General features: G+C 32.6%; 14 protein-coding genes. 12 read left to right on the top strand and 2 right to left on the bottom strand.

The window, feature by feature from the left end:
• Positions 1–17 precede the first annotated feature (17 nt).
• Positions 18–1,796, top strand: a complete 1,779-nt coding sequence (gene recJ / locus N4T77_RS06095) for a single-stranded-DNA-specific exonuclease RecJ (RefSeq protein ID WP_261670867.1) — start codon at positions 18–20, stop codon at positions 1,794–1,796.
• A gap of 68 nt (positions 1,797–1,864) precedes the next feature.
• Here the strand turns inward: recJ and N4T77_RS06090 are convergent, their stop codons facing one another.
• Positions 1,865–2,488 (bottom strand): TrkA C-terminal domain-containing protein, encoded by a 624-nt coding sequence (locus tag N4T77_RS06090; protein WP_261670866.1) that lies wholly within the window; start codon positions 2,486–2,488, stop codon positions 1,865–1,867.
• Positions 2,489–2,779: 291 nt separating this feature from the next.
• On the opposite strand from N4T77_RS06090, the gene N4T77_RS06085 reads away from it, so the two are divergent.
• Positions 2,780–4,840, top strand: coding sequence for an ATP-binding protein (locus tag N4T77_RS06085; RefSeq protein WP_261670865.1), 2,061 nt, complete (start codon positions 2,780–2,782; stop codon positions 4,838–4,840).
• 56 nt (positions 4,841–4,896) lie between these two features.
• Here the strand turns inward: N4T77_RS06085 and N4T77_RS06080 are convergent, their stop codons facing one another.
• Positions 4,897–5,067 carry a hypothetical protein gene (locus N4T77_RS06080; protein WP_261670864.1) on the bottom strand — a complete coding sequence of 57 codons (171 nt, stop codon included), beginning with the start codon at positions 5,065–5,067 and terminating at the stop codon, positions 4,897–4,899.
• 214 nt (positions 5,068–5,281) lie between these two features.
• Here N4T77_RS06080 and N4T77_RS06075 point away from each other — a divergent pair, with 214 nt between their 5' ends.
• The 10 genes from N4T77_RS06075 (at position 5,282) to N4T77_RS06030 (ending at position 18,999) form a co-directional block, all read left to right on the top strand.
• Positions 5,282–6,346 carry an undecaprenyldiphospho-muramoylpentapeptide beta-N-acetylglucosaminyltransferase gene (locus tag N4T77_RS06075; RefSeq protein WP_261670863.1) on the top strand — a complete coding sequence of 355 codons (1,065 nt, stop codon included), beginning with the start codon at positions 5,282–5,284 and terminating at the stop codon, positions 6,344–6,346.
• A 705-nt stretch (positions 6,347–7,051) separates the two neighbouring features.
• Positions 7,052–10,555 (top strand): pyruvate:ferredoxin (flavodoxin) oxidoreductase, encoded by a 3,504-nt coding sequence (gene nifJ, locus N4T77_RS06070; RefSeq protein ID WP_261670862.1) that lies wholly within the window; start codon positions 7,052–7,054, stop codon positions 10,553–10,555.
• 411 nt (positions 10,556–10,966) lie between these two features.
• A complete protein-coding gene (locus N4T77_RS06065; protein WP_261670861.1) occupies positions 10,967–11,332 on the top strand; it encodes a DUF1292 domain-containing protein in 366 nt (121 codons plus the stop codon).
• Positions 11,333–11,436: 104 nt separating this feature from the next.
• Positions 11,437–12,078, top strand: coding sequence for an HAD-IB family hydrolase (locus N4T77_RS06060; protein ID WP_261670860.1), 642 nt, complete (start codon positions 11,437–11,439; stop codon positions 12,076–12,078).
• 20 nt (positions 12,079–12,098) lie between these two features.
• The gene (locus tag N4T77_RS06055; RefSeq protein WP_261670859.1) at positions 12,099–12,917 is read left to right on the top strand and encodes an aminotransferase class IV; all 819 of its coding nucleotides are present in this window, start codon (positions 12,099–12,101) and stop codon (positions 12,915–12,917) included.
• Between the two features lie 18 nt (positions 12,918–12,935).
• A complete protein-coding gene (locus N4T77_RS06050; protein WP_261670858.1) occupies positions 12,936–13,760 on the top strand; it encodes a PRD domain-containing protein in 825 nt (274 codons plus the stop codon).
• A 13-nt stretch (positions 13,761–13,773) separates the two neighbouring features.
• Entirely contained in the window at positions 13,774–15,693 is a 1,920-nt protein-coding gene (locus N4T77_RS06045; RefSeq protein ID WP_261670857.1) for a glucose PTS transporter subunit IIA, read from the top strand.
• 248 nt (positions 15,694–15,941) lie between these two features.
• Positions 15,942–17,915, top strand: a complete 1,974-nt coding sequence (locus N4T77_RS06040) for a flagellar assembly protein A (RefSeq protein ID WP_261670856.1) — start codon at positions 15,942–15,944, stop codon at positions 17,913–17,915.
• A gap of 125 nt (positions 17,916–18,040) precedes the next feature.
• A complete protein-coding gene (locus N4T77_RS06035; RefSeq protein WP_261670855.1) occupies positions 18,041–18,487 on the top strand; it encodes a chemotaxis protein CheW in 447 nt (148 codons plus the stop codon).
• A gap of 23 nt (positions 18,488–18,510) precedes the next feature.
• Positions 18,511–18,999, top strand: coding sequence for a chemotaxis protein CheD (locus N4T77_RS06030; protein ID WP_261670854.1), 489 nt, complete (start codon positions 18,511–18,513; stop codon positions 18,997–18,999).
• The last annotated feature ends 23 nt before the right edge of the window (positions 19,000–19,022 follow it).

Raw genomic sequence — 19,022 nt, 5'->3', positions numbered from 1 at the left:
AAGAGGTGATGCATTAAATGGCTAAATGGATGTTAAAACAAAGAGCTATTAACATAAAAAAGCTTTCTGAAGCTACTGGAATAAGTGAAACATTAGTAACTATATTAGCGAATAGAGATATAAAAACTGAAGAAGAAATAATCAAATTTATGAATCCCAGTATAGAAAATCTACAAAATCCCCTTCTCATGAAGGATATGGATAAAGGAACTAGTATAATAAAGGATGCCTTAGAAGAGGGAAAAAAGATAGTTGTTTATGGAGATTATGATGCAGATGGCATAATTAGTACATATATTTTATACTCAGCACTTTTACGTTGTGGGGCAGAGGTAAAATATCATATACCGGATAGAATTATAGAGGGCTATGGAATAAATAGTGATAGTATAAAAACTTTAAAGGAAGAAGGATATGAAGTAATTATTACCTGTGATAATGGTATATCTGCCATAGAACAGGTTAAGTTTGCTAAAGAACTTGGAATGACAATAGTAATTACCGATCATCATGATATTCCTTTTATAGTTAAGGATAATGGTGAAAGAGAATTTACCATACCAGAAGCAGATGCAATAGTAAATCCTAAACAACAGGATTGTAAATATCCCTTTAAAATACTTTGCGGAGCTGGTGTAGCTTTTAAGTTTGTACAAGTTTTATATGGCAAAATAGGAATAGATAAAAGGGAAGCTTATAAATTTATAGAGTATGCAGCTATAGGAACTATTTGTGATGTAGTTGATCTAATTGGAGAAAATAGAATTATTGCTAAAAGTGGACTTGGACTATTAAATTCTACTAGTAATATAGGAATAAAAGCACTTATAAAAGAAAATTCTTTAGAAAATAAAAAGATAGTATCCTATCATATAGGTTTTGTTATAGGACCTTGTATAAATGCTACAGGAAGACTGGATAGTGCAGCCTTAGCCTTGAAATTATTATTATCAGAAGATGAAAAAGAGGCGCAGGATCTTGCAAAGAAGCTTCGTCAGTTAAATATAGAAAGACAAAATATGACAGTAGATAGCGTAAATCAAATCATTGATATGATAGAAAATTCTAATATGAAAGATGATAAAGTTTTAGTTGTATATAAGCCTGATGTTCATGAAAGTATAGCAGGTATAGTTGCAGGAAGGCTAAAAGAAAGATATAGTGTACCAGCCATAGTTCTTACACAAGGGGAAAAAACGCCTAAAGGTTCAGGAAGATCTATAGAGGAATATAATATGTTTGAAGAGCTTATAAAGTGTAAAGATCTAATGGAGAAGTTCGGGGGACACCCTTTAGCAGCAGGATTATCTATAAAAGAGGAGAATATCGATAAGCTTAGGAAAACTTTAAACGATAATTGTACTCTTACAGAGGAAGATGTAATACCTAAGATAAGAATAGATAAACGAATTCCATTAGAGCAGCTTTCTTTCAAGCTTATAGAAGATATAGAAAGATTAGAGCCCTTTGGAAAAGGAAATTCATCACCAATTTTTGCCGAAAAAGAGGTAACTGTATTTAGAGTATACTTAATGGGCAAGGAAAAAAGTGTGTTAAAACTTTTTGTAAGACCAAAGGGCAGCATGGAAAAAATAGATGCAATATCCTTTGATGGAGCAGATAAGTTTAAGCAGCTCATAGAAGAGGTCTATGGAGAAGAAAAGCTTATAGAAATTATAAATGGAGCTTTTACAAATCTAAAAATGGACTTAATATTCTCACCATCTATCAATGAGTATAATGGTAATGTTAGCCTGCAGTTAATAGTAAAAGATTTTAGGTTATCAAGCAGTTAATGATTAATGAAAGCACTATAAATATCAGCTGATTTAATGATATCTATAGTGCTTTTATTAGTGTCTGCTTATTCCTTTAAAAACTTTTTAATTCTCTCATAGGTATTTTCGTCACCTATTACTATAAAAATATCACCGGCATTAAAGGTAGCATAGGGCCCAGGGGATAATATTAAGTTGTTATTACGTCTGATTCCAATTATTGTGCCACCGGTATTCTGCCAAAATTTAATTTCTGATATAGTTTTTCCTAGTAATCTTGAATTCTTATTTATTTCAAACTCAAAGGGAATAAAGGGATTGCTATTTTTAAAACGATTTGAATAATCTATAAGATTGTTAATCAAAATTTCTAATTTATTTTCCTTTTCCTGTTTTTCTGCAATTAAATCTGATATCTCCTTTTTTAAGGAGCTTATAGATTCTATATCCCTAAATTTATCTATAAATTTTAAAGAATTATCAATAGATTTTACTATAATTCCGCTACCTTTAGCAACTTCCACTATATTCATATCTGAAAGCAAAATTACTGCACGTCTAATGGTTTCAGGAGAAACATTATAGTATCCAGCAAGGGAAGACCTGCCATGAAGTTTTGTACCTATTTGAAAATCTCCAGAGATTATTTTGTTCGCTATATCAATCGCTATTTGCTGATAAACAGGTTTTACTATAGGTTCATGTGTCATTTAAAATGCTCCTAACTAAATTGTAATCTATATTTATGCAAGTATTAGCCAGTAATTCTAAAATCATTTTAAGTTGTTAACTAAAAAAAATCAAGTTTTACTTAAAAAGTTATCGCCTTATCACATTGGAACTGATAACAACATTTATGACTATGTAAAGTTTGGAAGATTCAAAAATGATGAGGTTTTTTGGTGTAAAAGGATATATTTATGATAAAATACATAATAGAAGGAATTTATTTATTAAGTATAGAATTAATAAACTATTAAATTTTTGGGGGAAGGTTATTAATGCAAAAATGTACAATTGATGTATTGAAGAGTAGTGATTTAACAATAAAGATAGTAGAGTCTTTGCCATACTTTGTATACATAACAGATGAAGAAGGAAATATAATTTATATTAATAATAAAGGTAATATGACACTAGAGCAATTAAAGATTCCAGTTATAAAAAATGGATATGATTTTTTATATAATTACAATGGCTGTTTGGAGGATGATGTTAAGATTAATGAGCAGGACTTCCCTCTGTATAAATCCTTAAAAAATAAAGAGGAAGTTAAAAACTTAATAGTAAAGTTTAATATAAGTAATGAGGACCTGTATTTTTCCATATCTAGCTTTCCTTTGCTTGAAGGAGAGAGGGTTATAGGAGCCGTTGTAACCTTAAGAGATGTAACGGAAGATTACCTGTACAAAATAAAAATAAAAAATGAAAGACAAAAGTTTCTTGAGCTGTCTACAGAATTAAAAGCTAAGTGTGACATAATAGAAATACTAAGAAGCAGAGAAAAAGAGCATCTTATGCATTTAAAAGATGTTATAAACAATATTTCAGAAGGAATAATGGTTTTTGATAAAAATAGAAGAATGAGTCTTTGTAATAAATCAGTATTTGATATATTAAATTTAAGAGCTATAGACATCGTTAATAAGAATAAAATTTTTGAAAAATATGAAGTAATCCCTATAGAACAGGAAGAGACAGACTGTGCTAAAATACTAAAACACTATATTAAAAGCAAAAATCCTATGAAGAATGCCATATTTAAGTTAATAGAAAAAACTACTTTGGAAACTAAATATATAGAAATAAATAGCGCTCCTATAATTAACAAAAATGATGAGCTTTTGCATACTATATTAACTATTAAGGATGTAACGGAAATTAAGCTTCATCAAATAAATGCAGAAGTGCAGGCAGAGTTTATTAGTGATGTAGTCAATACAGTAAGTGTTCCCATAGCCGTAGTGGATTATCCAAATACAACCTATAGGCTTACAAATAAAAAATATGAAGAAGTAATTGGAAAAAATCAAGTATTAGAAGAAGAAAATGAATACGGCAAACAAATTAAATACATAAATGAGGGGCTATATAAAATAATTAATAATGTGGGGGAAAGTTACAAATCTTATACTGTAAGCCCTTATAGAGTGAAAAATCATAAAGGAGAGGAAAGGTTTTATAAAATAAAATTTATACCATGTAAGAACAAGGACAACACTACAAGAATACATATTCATGGATCAGATATCACAGAAGAAGTGAATCACAATATAGAACTTGAAAAAATAACCAGATTAAAAGATGAATTTTTCACTATAATTTCTCATGAGTTAAGAACTCCGCTAACTATAATATATTCTTCTCTTCAATTGGCTTATGATATATATGGTAAAGAGATAACTCCTAACATGGATAAAACTTTATCAAGGATTAACCAAAATTGCAGCAGATTACTTAAGCTTATTAATAACATATTAGACATATCTAAAGCAGAAGCTGGATTCTTGAGTTTAAGTACCACGGAATTTGACATAGTATACGTAAGTGAAGCAATAGTAAATTCAGCTAACTCCTATGCAACTAGTAAGGGAATAGAACTGATATTTGACACAAATGAAGAGGAGTGTAATGTAAAGCTTGATAGAGATAAGTATGAAAAAGTGCTTTTAAATCTATTATCAAATGCAATCAAATTTACTCCAGAAGGAAAGCAAATTATAGTATCTTTAGTAATAGAAGAGGAATATTTCTACCTCAATGTAAAGGACTATGGTGTTGGAATACCAGAAGATAAAACAGAGGCAATATTTGATAGATTTGCTCAAGTTGATAGCTCTCTATCAAGAAGGGCAGAGGGAACTGGTATAGGCTTAGCACTAGTAAAAAAGATTGTAGAACTAATGGATGGAGAAATAAAAGTAATAAGTGAAGTTGGAAAAGGAACAGAGTTTACAGTTAAAATTAAAAAGGTAGGTGCAGATAGCAGTAATATAAACAGTTATGCTATTCTATCTGAAAATATTGATAGGATAAATATAGAGTTTTCAGATATAAACTAGGACAAACATCTGTCGTATTTATAATAAAGCGGCAGATGTTTGTTTTGCAGTTGTTTTTATTTTCCAATTAAGTTTCTTTCATATTCTGCTATCATCTTTATAATTGTAGAACTATTTGTGTTGTAAGTTAAGTTATCCTTATATTCAGTATTCATATCTTCACCTAGCTCCATTAAAGTATCAATTCTAATTTTATTTAATCCTGTTCTAGATTGGTTTTTTAACATACAACTCCTCCTTTTATTCTTAAATTATTTCTTACTATTGTAACCAATCATGTATTTAATATAATTCACAATGTATAATTGTTTACCTAAAAAAAATATAGTATGATATAAGTTGGGAATTAAGGTTGCAGATGAGATATAAGGAATGATTTTCGTTCTAATTTTCAAATCTCAATTTTTGGTTCTAATTTCTAAGAAGTTGGGAGGATACACCTTGAAAAAGATTATAATGACTGGTGGAGGTTCAGCAGGACATGTTACACCAAATCTTGCGCTTGTACCAAAGCTTAGAAAAATGGGATATGAGATAGAATATATAGGAACTAGGGATGGTATAGAAAGAAAAATTATTGAAGGAGAAAAAATCAGGTATCATATTATATCCAGCGGAAAGCTTAGAAGGTACTTTGATATAAAGAACTTTACAGATCCTTTTAAAGTAGTAAAGGGGATACTGCAGGCTATTTTTATAATGAAGAAAGTGAAACCTAACATAGTATTTTCAAAGGGAGGCTTTGTATCTGTACCGGTAGTAATAGCTGCTCATTTAAGCAAAATTCCTGTTATTGCACATGAATCAGATATAACTCCAGGACTAGCAAATAAACTGGCAGCACCATATTGTACAAAGGTATGTGTTACATTTCCTGAGTCTATAAAAAATATCAAAGGTGATAAAGCAGTGCTTACAGGAACTCCCATAAGAGAGGAGCTTCTAAAGGGGGATGCAGCACAAGGAAGAGAAATATGCCATTTTGTAGATAAAAAACCAGTGTTACTAATAATTGGTGGGAGCTTAGGTTCAAAGTATATAAATGACACTGTTAGAGGCATACTGGATAAAATACTTGTAAGGTACAATGTAGTTCATATATGTGGAAAAGATAACTTAGATGAAAAACTTAATGGAAAAAGTGGATATAAACAATTTGAGTATGTAAGTGAAGAGCTTCCTCATATAATGAGTTCTGCTGATATAGTTATATCTAGAGCTGGAGCTAATGTGATATTTGAACTTTTGACGTTGAAGAAACCTAATTTATTAATTCCTCTTTCAAAAAAATCAAGTAGAGGAGATCAAATTCTGAATGCTGCTTCCTTTGAGAAAAGTGGATACAGTATGGTTATTCAAGAAGAAGAACTTAACGAAGAAATTCTTGCGGATAAATTAGAGGAACTTTATAGGGATAAAGATAGATATATAAGCAAAATGTCTTCAAGTCCTCTTAAAAATGGAGTTGATGAAATAATTAGACTTATAGAAAAGCATAGTTTATAGAAAAAAGAAACCTTCTAACAAATTAAGTAGAAGGTTTTTTTATACTAAATGATGAAATATATTTCATGATTGTTAATAAAAAATTAAATCTTTCGAAAAATCAACAAAGACCTATTGAATTATTAAGCAGAAAAGGTATAATTATACTTAAGGATTTGAATAAAAAGCATTCATTGCCAAATGTTAAATTTTTATTTTTGAATAAAAAACCTTCTAGTTAGCGTCATGCTGTGAGAAACAGCAATGAAGCATAAGTAATACAGTTATTTAAGGCTAGTAAATATCTTATTAAAAAAGATGAACAGTTCAATTTAATAAACTAAACACTGTTATAATTTATTAAATTAAAGCGTCTTTTAAAGTAAGACAAGTTTAAATTATACTAGATTACTTTTTAGGCATAAAAATTGCTTAAATGAAGTTTTACATAGTGGAAAATTTGTTGTATAGTAAAAATGTAACTTTTATTGCAAAATTACTTAAGTTTTTTGTTGTATTAAAGTTAATTTTGTAACTTTATAGTGGTATGATGATAAGATGAGTAATTCTTAGATAATCAGATTGAATGTTTTAAATCTATTTAATTAAACTAAATTATAGATTTTGGCTCCGGTTAATTGCCTATAATGAATATGCAGCTGTTGTTTTGTTGCATATTCTTAATTTATAGAAAAATATAAGATTGAAGAAAGAAGGGAATTTTTAATGAGAAAAATGAAGACTATGGATGGAAATACCGCTGCAGCTCATATTTCTTACGCATTTACAGATGTAGCTGCTATATTTCCTATAACTCCATCCTCACCAATGGCTGAACACGTTGATGAGTGGGTGGCACAAGGAAGAAAGAATATTTTTGGACAAACTGTAAAAGTTATGGAAATGCAGTCTGAAGGAGGAGCAGCTGGTGCTGTCCACGGTTCATTACAGGCAGGTGCATTAACTACTACATATACTGCATCACAAGGTCTTTTACTTATGATTCCAAATATGTATAAGATAGCTGGAGAACTTTTACCAGGAGTTCTACATGTATCAGCAAGAGCTCTTGCTGCAAACTCACTTAATATCTTTGGTGACCACCAAGACGTTATGGCTGCAAGACAAACTGGATTTGCATTACTTGCAGAAAGTTCAGTACAACAGGTTATGGACTTATCAGCTGTAGCACACTTATCAGCAATAAAAGGAAGAGTTCCTTTCGTAAACTTCTTTGATGGATTTAGAACTTCACACGAAGTACAAAAGATTGAAGTTTTAGAATATGATGAGTTAAAAGGCTTAGTTGACATGGATGCTGTTAGCGCATTTAGAAGAAACGCATTAAACCCAGACCACCCAGTAACTCGTGGTACTGCTCAAAACCCAGATATATACTTCCAAGAAAGAGAAGTTTCAAACAGATACTATGATGCACTTCCAGAAATAGTTGAAGGCTACATGCAAGAAATGACAAAGCTTACAGGAAGAGAATATCATCTATTTAACTACTATGGAGCACCAGATGCTGAAAGAATGATAATAGCTATGGGTTCAGTATGTGACACTATAGAAGAAACAATAGATTACTTAATGGCTAAAGGAGAAAAAGTTGGTTTATTAAATGTTCACTTATATAGACCATTCTCATTAGAACACTTCTTCAAAGCTATACCAGAAACAGTTAAGAGCATAGCTGTTCTTGACAGAACTAAAGAGCCAGGTTCAATCGGTGAGCCATTATACCTAGATGTTAAGAATGCATTCTACGGAAAAGAGTTTGAGCCAGTAATAGTTGGAGGAAGATATGGATTAGGTTCAAAAGACCCAGTTCCAGGACAAATACTTCCAGTATTCGAAAACTTAAAATTAGAGAATCCAAAAGACAGATTCACAGTTGGTATAGTTGATGATGTAACTAACACTTCATTACCAGTTGGAGAAGATATAGATACAACACCAGCAGGAACTACTGCTTGTAAGTTCTGGGGTCTTGGATCAGATGGTACTGTTGGAGCAAACAAGAGTGCTATAAAGATCATCGGAGACCATACAGACATGTATGCACAAGGATACTTTGCATATGACTCTAAGAAATCAGGTGGAATAACAGTTTCACACTTAAGATTTGGTAAGACTCCAATCAAGTCCCCATACTTAATAAACAAAGCTGATTTCGTAGCTTGTCACAACCAATCCTATGTTTATAAATATAACGTATTAGAAGGATTGAAAAAAGGCGGTACATTCTTATTAAACACTATCTGGACTGCAGAAGAAGTAGAAGCGAATTTACCAGCAGCTTATAAGAAATTTATAGCTGAAAACAACATTAAGTTCTATACATTAAATGCTGTTAAGATAGCTCAAGAAATTGGACTAGGCGGAAGAATTAACATGATAATGCAATCAGCATTCTTCAAGCTTGCTAACGTTATTCCAGTTGAAGATGCTATAAAATACCTAAAAGATGCAGTTGTAGCTTCATATGGTAAGAAGGGACAAAAAGTTGTTGACATGAACAACGCTGCTATCGACAAAGGTGTTGAGTCAATAGTTAAGATAGAAGTTCCAGCTTCATGGGCAGATGCTGTAGAAGAGGCTGCTGCAACTACTGAAGTTCCTGAGTTCATAAGCAAGATTGTTTACCCAATGAACAGACAAGAAGGAGACAAACTTCCTGTAAGTGCATTCGTTGGAATGGAAGATGGTACATTCCCACACGGAACTGCTGCTTTTGAAAAGAGAGGAATAGCTATAAGCGTTCCAGAATGGCAAATGGACAAATGTATACAATGTAACCAATGTTCATTCGTATGTCCACATGCTGCAATAAGACCAATACTTGCAGATGAAGAAGAGATGGCAAAAGCACCAGCTACATTTGTAGCTAAAGATGCTACAGGAGCAAAAGGACTTAAGTTCCACATGGCTGTATCACCACTTGATTGTTCAGGTTGTGGAAACTGTGCTGACATCTGTCCTGCTAAAGAAAAGGCTCTTGTTATGAAGCCACTTGATACTCAATTAGATAAAGCTGAAGCTTGGGATTTTGCTATGACAGTTAAGACTAAGGAAAACCCAATGAACAAATTCAGCGTAAAAGGAAGCCAATTCGAGCAGCCATTACTTGAGTTCTCAGGAGCTTGTGCTGGATGTATGGAAACTTCATACGCTAAACTTGTAACTCAATTATTTGGTGACAGAATGATGATAGCTAATGCTACTGGATGTTCATCAATCTGGGGAGCATCAGCACCAGCAACTCCATACACTAAAAATCAAAAAGGACATGGTCCAGCTTGGGCTAACTCATTATTTGAAGACAATGCTGAGTTCGGTCTTGGAATGTACTTAGGAGTTCAACAAGTAAGAGAAAAATTAGCTATGACTGTAAAAGAAGCTTTAACTAACGCTCCAGAAGGAGAAGTAAAAGTAGCTCTTCAAGATTGGTTAGATAACATGACTGTAGGAGAAGGTTCAAGAGAAAGAGCTGACAGAGTAATAGCTGCAATAGAAGCTGCTAACTGTGACTGTCCTACATTAAAAGAAATATATGAAAACAAAGACTTCTTAGTGAAGAGATCAAACTGGATCTTCGGTGGAGACGGATGGGCTTATGACATCGGATACGGCGGATTAGACCACGTTCTTGCATCAGGAGAAGACGTAAATGTATTTGTATTTGATACAGAAGTTTACTCAAACACTGGTGGACAATCTTCAAAAGCTACTCCAACAGCTGCTATAGCTAAATTCGCAGCTAGCGGTAAGCAAACTAAGAAGAAAGACCTTGGTATGATGGCTATGACTTACGGATATGTTTACGTAGCACAAGTATCAATGGGAGCAGATAAGGCTCAAACATTAAAAGCTATAGCTGAGGCTGAAGCTTATCCAGGACCATCATTAATCATTGGTTACTCACCATGTATCAACCACGGATTAAAAGGTGGAATGGGCAAGAGCCAACAAGAGGGTAAGAAAGCTGTTGAGTGCGGATACTGGGCTATGTACAGATTCAATCCAGCATTAAAAGAAGAAGGAAAGAATCCATTCATCCTAGATTCAAAAGAGCCAAAAGGAGACTTCAGAGAGTTCTTAATGGGCGAAGTAAGATATGCTTCACTTGCTAAGCAATTCCCAGAAGCTGCTGAAGCATTATTTGAGAAAACTCAAAGAGATGCTATGGAAAGACTTGAAGGCTATAAGAAGCTTGCAAATCAATAGTATATAATAAAAAGATGAGGTGCTTTGAACCTCATCTTTTTGTGTTAAAGAAAGTGATGTAGCAAAATTATAAGGCAGGGGCTAGTGCTTATATAGAATTATTACTAATAATTTTAAAATTAATGTTTATAAATATAATATTTGTTTAGAATATAAAAAGTGAAATTTGATAAAATATACTTAGGTACTACGTATGCTTAATATTGAATTTTATGTAATAATTAAATTTAAATAATAAATTTAAAAAAAACTCTTTCTTTATTTCGAAATTAAGGGTAAAATTAGAACATAATACTAAAAGGAGGTGTAAGTCCTGGATAGACTAGATGATAGTATCAATTTTACTATCTAATGGTTCAGGATGTTTATAAAGCCTGTATACTTATACTAGATTAATTCCAGGGATATATTATGGATAAGGATAAATTAAATGAATGCGGCTGTGGCTGCGGAGAAGAAAATAACGGTGGCTGCGGATGCGGTGGACACGACCATGAGCATGAGCATGAGTGTGGATGCGGATGCGGAGAAGGAGATCACGAATCTTTAATAGTTGATTTAGAAGATGAAAACGGAAACGTTGTTCCATGTGAAGTAGTAGATGGATTTGAATATAAAAATAGTGAATATGCTATAGTGCAAAATCCAGAAAATGGAGCTGTATACTTATTTAAGGTAGTAGGCGAAGGCGACGAAGGAGAACTTGTAATTCCTGATGATTCAGAGTTCGAAGAAGTTTCAGCTTACTATGAGCAATTAATGGATGAACAAGAATAAAAAATTAAATTAAGAGAAAATTATAAGAAAGTCGATGCTAAGTAGCACCGGCTTTCTTTGTGATAAAGACAATATTAGTGACTAATTGGAAAGGAGTGCTTTAAATGGATAAACTAGCTATATTTGATGTAGACTATACGCTAACAAAGAGAGAAACTTTGGCAGAATTTTATCTGTTTATGATAAAGAAATATCCAAAGCTTATAGTCCATGCACCGAGAGGAGTTTTTTCTGCATTTTTGTATGCAATAAAGGTGTTAGATTCTCAGAGAGCAAAGGAGAATTTTATAGCTTTTATAGATGGAGTTCATGAAAAGGATATGCAGAAAATAGTAGAAGAATTTTATGAAAAGAGATTAAGCAGAATATTTTATAAGGATGCTATGGATACCATGAAAAAGCTGAAGTCAGAGGGGTATAAGGTATATTTAATATCTGCTTCTGCTGAATTTTACTTGAATGAATTGTATAAGATAAAAGAAGTAGATAAAGTAATAGGAACTAGGTTCACACAGGTTGGAGGAAAATACAGTAGAAAGATTGCAGGTAAAAACTGCAAAGGTGAGGAAAAGGTAAGAAGACTTATGGAAGTTCTGAAAGAAGAAAATATAGAAGTGGACTTTAACAATTCCTATATGTTCTCAGATTCACTGGCAGACTTACCGCTTTTTAACCTTGTGGGAAATCCTTACCTTATTAATTACAAGAAAGGACATGACAAAATAAAAATATTAAACTGGAAATAAAGCAAAGGGAGGGGCATATAATGGGTGAGTGTATTAATAAGTATTTTATATATAATAATGAAATAAAAAATTCTAATGAATTTGATGAAAAAATCCTTAGTGAAGGAAAATCCTTATATGAAGTAATAAGAATAATAGATGGAAAACCATTATTCTTGCAAAAGCACCTTAAGCGTCTTGAAAATTCCGCTGCAGTAACTAATATGGAGTTGTGGATTACAATTGATGAGTTAAAGGAGAAGATAACTGAGCTCATAAGAGTGAATGACACAGCAATTGGTAATGTGAAATTTATATTTAACTTTAATAAGGACAATACTTTCGCTGCTTACTTTGTAAAACACCACTACCCATCTACAGAGGATTATGAAAAGGGAGTAAGGACTATTCTCTACCATGGAGAAAGAAAAAATCCTAATGCTAAGGTTATAAATATGAGATTTAGAGAAGCAGTAGATAAAGAAATAAGAGAGAAGGAAGCTTACGAAGCTATACTAGTTGATAGTAAGGGCTATATAACAGAGGGAAGTAAATCTAATATATTTATGATAAAAGGTGATAAAGTAATAACATCACCTCTAGAGGATGTATTACCTGGAATAACGAGAAATGTTATAATAGAGAAGTGTAAGGATATAGGGTTTGAAGTTGCAGAAGAGAAAATACACTATGAAGTTCTAAAGGATTTGGATGGATTATTTATATCTGGAACATCACCTAAGGTTTTACCTATAAGAGAAGTAGACAATATGAAGTTTGACTCTGCAAAAAATGAAGTGATTCTAAAAATTATGAAGGGATATAATACACTAGTAGATGAGGATATTACCAATTCGTAAGGAGTAGAGTGGAGTAGGATGGAAGGTTATAAGATAAGGAAAGTTTTGAATAACAACGTTGTAATAGCAGAAGAAGATGCTGAGGAATTGATATTAGTAGGTAAAGGTATAGGTTTTGATTTTGGAAAAAGCGGTATAATACCTAAAGACAGAGTTGAAAATGTATTTATAAAGAAGACTTCAAAGATAGGGGAGAACTATCAAAAGGTATTAAAGAATATAGAAAGCAGCATAGTTGGTATATCAGAAGAAATTATAAACTACGCAGAGAAAGAATTGAAAGTAAAGTTAAATGAAGCAATACATATATCTTTGCCGGATCATATAAGTTTTGCGTTAAATAGAATAAACAAAGGTGTAAATATAGAAAATCCTTTTAAAAGTGAGCTGAATGCATTATATCCTGTAGAATATAGAATATCTGTAGAGGCTGTGGAGGCTATAAATAAACGATTTAACATCAATTTTCCAGAAGATGAAGCAGGTTTTATATGTCTGCATATAAGAGCAGCACTAACAAAAAAAGAGGTGTCAGAATCTTTAGCCTATACAAAAAAGATAGGTCAGGTAATGGAACTAATTCAAAGACTTACAGGTAAAAAATTGGAGAAAAGCTCTCTAGCCTATATAAGAACAATGAACCATATAAACTTTATGATAGAAAGAGTTGAAAAAGGTAAGCCAATTAAAAATGATTTATTAGAAAGTATAAAAACAGGGTTAGCAGCTCAATATAGTGTAGGTATTAAAATAGCTATGAAAATTGAGGATTTATTTTCTATAACAATTCCTGAAGACGAAATTGGATACATAGCTCTACATATCAAAAGGCTGGTAGAATAACTAGGTGATATATATGAAAAAATTATTTGCAGTATTTCAGAAGATAGGAAGGTCACTAATGCTTCCTGTTTCAGTATTGCCTGCAGCAGGACTTTTATTTAGACTTGGACAGGAGGACTTGCTTGGCAGATATGGCGCAGCCTTTAAATATTTAGCCACTGCAGGAGATGCTATTTTTACTAACCTGCCAATGATTTTTGCAGTAGGAGTGGCAATAGGTTTTTCAGGAGGAGAGGCAGTTGCAGCTTTAGCAGCGGTAGTAGGTCAAATAATTTTGCAGGCTATTATGGCTGCTGGAAGTAAAAATATAGGGACGGCTATAGATATGGGAGTCTTCGGAGGAATATCAATTGGATTGATTTCAGCGACTCTTTACAATAGGTATTATAGTATAAAGCTCCCACAGGTTCTTGGTTTTTTCTCAGGTAAAAGGTTTATACCAATAATAACTTCAGTGGCAGCCTTAATATTTGCCTCTGTAGGTGTAAGTTTGTGGCCTGTTATGCAGCAGATAATAGATACATTTGCAGGTTGGGCATCAACTTCTATATTAGGTCCCGCTTTTTATGCAGCAGGAAAAAGGCTTTTGATACCTATAGGCCTTCATCACGTGTACTATCCTGTATTTCTATATCAGTTTGGTTCCTTTACAGCAGCAGATGGAATAACTTATTTTGGAGATACTGCTAGGTATTTTCATGGAGATAAGACAGCAGGAATGTTCATGGCGTCAGAATATCCTATACTTATGTTTGGGCTTCCTGCAGCAGCATTAGCTATCATAGCAACAGCTAGAGAGGAAAACAGGAAGAAAATATCAGGAATTATGATTTCCGCAGCACTTGTGTCTTTCCTAACAGGCATAACGGAACCAATAGAGTTTTCTTTTATATTTGTTGCACCAATACTTTTTCTATTTCATGTAGGAGCAGCTTTTTCCGCAGGAATAGTTACAAGTCTTTTAAATATAAGGTTAGGATATACCTTTTCTGCATCGGCCATTGATTATGTTTTAGGGTATAAGTTTGCAGAACATCCATTGCTAATATGGGCCATTGGAATGCTTTATTTTATTACCTATTTTATAGTATTTTATTTCACAATTATAGGAATGGATATAAAAACTCCAGGTAGGGAAGATATAGAGACTTCATTGGATAACATAAAAGCTGCTAGCTCAGAAAGAGCGTCTATGATTTTAGAGGCGGTTGGAGGAGCAGATAATGTGGAAATGATTGACGCCTGTATTACAAGGCTTAGACTGACTCTAAAAAATCGAAAAGCTGTTAATAAAGTCTTGCTAAGAAAAACAGGATCATCTGGTACACTGGAATTAGGAAATAGTATACAGATAATATATGGAACAGAAGCGGAAAGCATAAAGGATGATGTAAAAGCAGAAATTATAAAGAGTAGGCATTATAAGCAGAATATAGGTGAACTACAAGAAACTGCTGAAGGGCTAAACTTATCAATTCAGTTGGAAAACCCAATAAAAGGAGAGGTAATTCACCTGGAGAAAATACCGGACGAAGTGTTTTCTGACAGGATGCTTGGAGATGGATTTGCTATAAAGCCAAAGGATAACAAAGTGTATTCGCCGGTTAAAGGAATAGTAAAGGTTTTATTTCCTACTAATCATGCAGTAGCGGTAAGAACTGAAGAGGGTATTGAAGTACTGATTCATGTAGGAATAGATACTGTTGCTTTAAAAGGAGAAGGTTTTACTGCCTATGTTAAACAGGGAGATAGAGTTGAAAAAGGAGATTTGCTAATAACTTTTAACAGAAAACTAATAGAAGAAAAGGCAAAAAGTAATCTTACACCAGTAATAGTAACTAATATGGAGAAGGTGGACAGATTAAATGTTACGTATGGCAAGATGGAAAAGGGAAAAATTGCAGCTGAAATAATATTAAAAAACCAGGACTAAAACTACTGCCTATGCGGTAGTTTTTTATTTAATCAATAGTTAGAAGATAATAGATAAAGGAGAAGCGGAAGGATTTTAATACCTGTTTCTAAGTGGCTATTTACATGGTATAATGATTTTATAAAGCCAATAATTTACTAAAATAACATTTTATTTGATTTTCGAGATGCTTTACAGGAAAACGATATCTGAAGATTAAGTTGGGAAAAGATAATCTATGAAAATTTACAAAAATGGGGGATTTAATGATGAAAAAGGTATATGGGGCGGCTACTGTAGAAATGTGTATAGAAAAGGCATGTGAGGATTTAGGAATATCAAGAGAAAATTTAGACTATAAAGTGATAGAGGAAAAAAAATCTCTATTTAGAAAAAAGGCTTTAATAGAAGTAGAAGTTCCAGAGGAGAATATAGGATTAGAGGCAGATAGTGTTCTTGAAGAGGATGGAAACTTTAAAAAAGAAGATGGAACTGTAACAATAGCTGACGGAAAGATAATAGTTAAAAACCCTGAAGAAGATGGAAAAGCAGCAGAGGTTTTAGTGGCTGATAACCTAAAGGTTGTTATTAATGGAGAAGGGGTTAAAGGTAGAAGAGAAGTATATGAAAATGATAATATAGAAGTGTTTTTTCAAGAAAACAAAGCTTCAAGAGAGCTTAAGATATCTTTATCAGAAAACTATACTGAAGCCTATGCTACAATTATTTATGAACCTCAAAATATATACAAGCTTAAGGATAAAAGGGAAAATAAATTAGTAACTTTAGAGCCAGAAACAGTATCACAAATCAATCCACCTAAATATAATATAAGAGAAGTTAAAGAAGAATTATCAAATAATAATGTAGTTTATGGTATAATAGAAGAAAACTTGAAACAATGTGTAGAAAACAGTTGTAAAGAGTTTTTAGTAGCTCAAGGGCAACAGGTAAAAAATGGACAAGATGATGCCATAGAGATAAAATTTAAAATGGAAACAGACCTTAAAAAATTAGAAGAAGATAAGGTAGGCAATATAGATTTTAAAAGTATAGGATCAGTAGAAGCAGTTCATAAAGGTGATGTAATTGCAGTAAGACACATCGGTGAAGAAGGACAGGACGGGTATGATATTACGGGAAAGGTTAAAAAACACAAAGTGGGAAAAAAGCTTAAGCTGAAGGTGGGAGAAGGATGCATACTTGTTGATGAAAATACAATAGCCGCCGCTATAGATGGAAAGCCTTGTGTAAAAAATAATACTTTTTATGTATATCAGCTCCATGAAGTAAGAAGTGATGTGGATTTGAAAACAGGAAATATTAAATTTATTGGTGATGTAATAGTATATGGCAGTGTTCAAGAAGGCATGGAAATCCAGTGTGGCAATGCTCTAAATATAGAAAAGGATGTTGAAAGGGCTAAAATAAAAGCCAACGGAAATATAGAAATTAAGGGTAATGTTATTGCTTCTAAAGTATTTGCAGGAGGGGAAGATGTAAAAAAAATTAAATCTCTTAATGATTTGCGAGCTTTAAAAGATGGACTTAATGCCTTAATGCAAGCTGTAGAAGAAATAAAAAAATTCAATCTATTAGGTGTTGATAGAAAAGATGGAGAGATAGTAAAAATTCTTATAGAAAATAAGTTTAAGATGCTGCCTAAATTATGTATTAGTGTTATTAGTGACATAAGATTATTGGATGATAGCATAAGCAATTCAGACAGTAATAATTTAATTGATTTAATAAAAGGGAAGCTTCTTGGTATATCTCCAATTACTATTAAGCATTATTCAGAGTTAGACTTGATACTAAATTATATAGATGAAATAATTACAATCCTTAGTGCCACCTTAGCCCTTCCTGTAAACGTAAAAGTAGCCTATTGCCAGGATTGCAGCATAAATAGTTCTGGAGATATATTTATAACAGGAAGAGGGGAGTATATATCTGACATTACTGCTAATGGAAGCATATACTTTACTGAAGAAAAAAGTGTTGCAAGAGGTGGTGTGTTAAAAGCTAAAAAGGAAATCAAATGCAGAACTGTTGGGAGCACAGCGGGGGTAGCTACAAAGCTTCAGGTAGAAAAAGAAGGCCATATATGGGTAGATGTAGCTTACCAAAATACTATAATTGTAGTAGGGCCAAGGGAGTTAGTTCTAGATGCTCCAAGTAAAAATGTACACGGCTATTTAGATAGCAGTGATGACATAGTTGTAGATAGGCTAAAGTTGTAGAAAAACTACCATAGATAATCATTAATTATAAAGGGATAGTTAATAAATTCTTACTACAGACGATACTTTATTATATAATGAAATTATAACTCATGTTACCACAGAGTTAACGGGGAGGAGTCATTATGGAAAACAAAGAAATAAAAGTTTTAATATTTAGTATAAATGGAGAGCATTATGCTACAGATATAATGGAAGTGGAGAGAATTTTAGGTTACGAGGAACCAACAAAACTTCCAGATTCACCAATGTTCGTCGAAGGGGTTATCAATTATGAAGGTAGTATTCTACCAGTTATATCTCTTACTCAGAGATTCGGCCTTGTAAACAGCGACAAAAAGGATGAATCAAAGATAATAGTAGCCAAGCAGTCAGGCAGTAAGATTGGAATTATAGTTGATGTGGTGTCAGAAGTAAGAGATGTAAACGAAAAAAATATAGAGGCACCACCAGAAATAGTTTCAGGTATTTCAAAACGATATATAAAAGGACTAATTAAAATAGATGGTAAAATAATTATATTCCTAAACCTAGGTACAATACTAACAGAGGAAGAAAAAATGTTTATTTAGTATAAATTGAAAGGTGCATATTTATGGAAGTAAAAGAAATAAAAGTAGGGATTGCAGACATGAATACTGCCTCCGCCCCTGATAGAATAATAACAGTAGGACTGGGTTCATGTATTGGAATAGCTATATATGATAAAACAAAGGGTTTAGGGGGACTAGCACATATAATGCTGCCAGACAGCACACAATTTAATAATGTTACTAACCCTCTAAAATTTGCAGACTTAGCCATTCCTATGCTTATAGATAAATTAGAAAAATTGGGAGCATCAAGAAGAACTATGAAGGCAAAAATAGCTGGAGGTGCTTCTATGTTTAATTTTTCAGATAAGAGTATGATTATGGATATAGGAAATAGAAATAGCATTGCAGTAAGGAATTCACTTAAACAGCACTCTATTCCAATAATTGCAGAAGATGTAGGTGGAAACAAAGGAAGGACAATGATACTTAGCAGTTCTGATGGATTAGTTCAAATAAAAACTGTTGGAATGGGAGTTAAAGAGCTTTAGTTAAGAGGTAATTTTAATAAAAA

The organism is Clostridium sp. CX1, assembly GCF_025398335.1.
In the GTDB taxonomy this organism is placed as follows: domain Bacteria; phylum Bacillota; class Clostridia; order Clostridiales; family Clostridiaceae; genus Clostridium_AM; species Clostridium_AM tanneri.
The sequence above is the reverse complement of the archived record's forward strand: the minus strand, read 5'-3'. Positions and strand labels throughout refer to the sequence as shown.

What these genes read in the sequence shown, in the direction of transcription:
- recJ (WP_261670867.1), top strand. Translation starts at nt 18, where the DNA reads ATGGCTAAATGGATGTTAAAACAAAGAGCTATTAACATAAAAAAGCTT.
- N4T77_RS06090 (WP_261670866.1), bottom strand. Translation starts at nt 2,488, where the DNA reads ATGACACATGAACCTATAGTAAAACCTGTTTATCAGCAAATAGCGATT.
- N4T77_RS06085 (WP_261670865.1), top strand. Translation starts at nt 2,780, where the DNA reads ATGCAAAAATGTACAATTGATGTATTGAAGAGTAGTGATTTAACAATA.
- N4T77_RS06080 (WP_261670864.1), bottom strand. Translation starts at nt 5,067, where the DNA reads ATGTTAAAAAACCAATCTAGAACAGGATTAAATAAAATTAGAATTGAT.
- nifJ (WP_261670862.1), top strand. Translation starts at nt 7,052, where the DNA reads ATGAGAAAAATGAAGACTATGGATGGAAATACCGCTGCAGCTCATATT.
- N4T77_RS06065 (WP_261670861.1), top strand. Translation starts at nt 10,967, where the DNA reads ATGGATAAGGATAAATTAAATGAATGCGGCTGTGGCTGCGGAGAAGAA.
- N4T77_RS06060 (WP_261670860.1), top strand. Translation starts at nt 11,437, where the DNA reads ATGGATAAACTAGCTATATTTGATGTAGACTATACGCTAACAAAGAGA.
- N4T77_RS06055 (WP_261670859.1), top strand. Translation starts at nt 12,099, where the DNA reads ATGGGTGAGTGTATTAATAAGTATTTTATATATAATAATGAAATAAAA.
- N4T77_RS06050 (WP_261670858.1), top strand. Translation starts at nt 12,936, where the DNA reads ATGGAAGGTTATAAGATAAGGAAAGTTTTGAATAACAACGTTGTAATA.
- N4T77_RS06045 (WP_261670857.1), top strand. Translation starts at nt 13,774, where the DNA reads ATGAAAAAATTATTTGCAGTATTTCAGAAGATAGGAAGGTCACTAATG.
- N4T77_RS06040 (WP_261670856.1), top strand. Translation starts at nt 15,942, where the DNA reads ATGAAAAAGGTATATGGGGCGGCTACTGTAGAAATGTGTATAGAAAAG.
- N4T77_RS06035 (WP_261670855.1), top strand. Translation starts at nt 18,041, where the DNA reads ATGGAAAACAAAGAAATAAAAGTTTTAATATTTAGTATAAATGGAGAG.
- N4T77_RS06030 (WP_261670854.1), top strand. Translation starts at nt 18,511, where the DNA reads ATGGAAGTAAAAGAAATAAAAGTAGGGATTGCAGACATGAATACTGCC.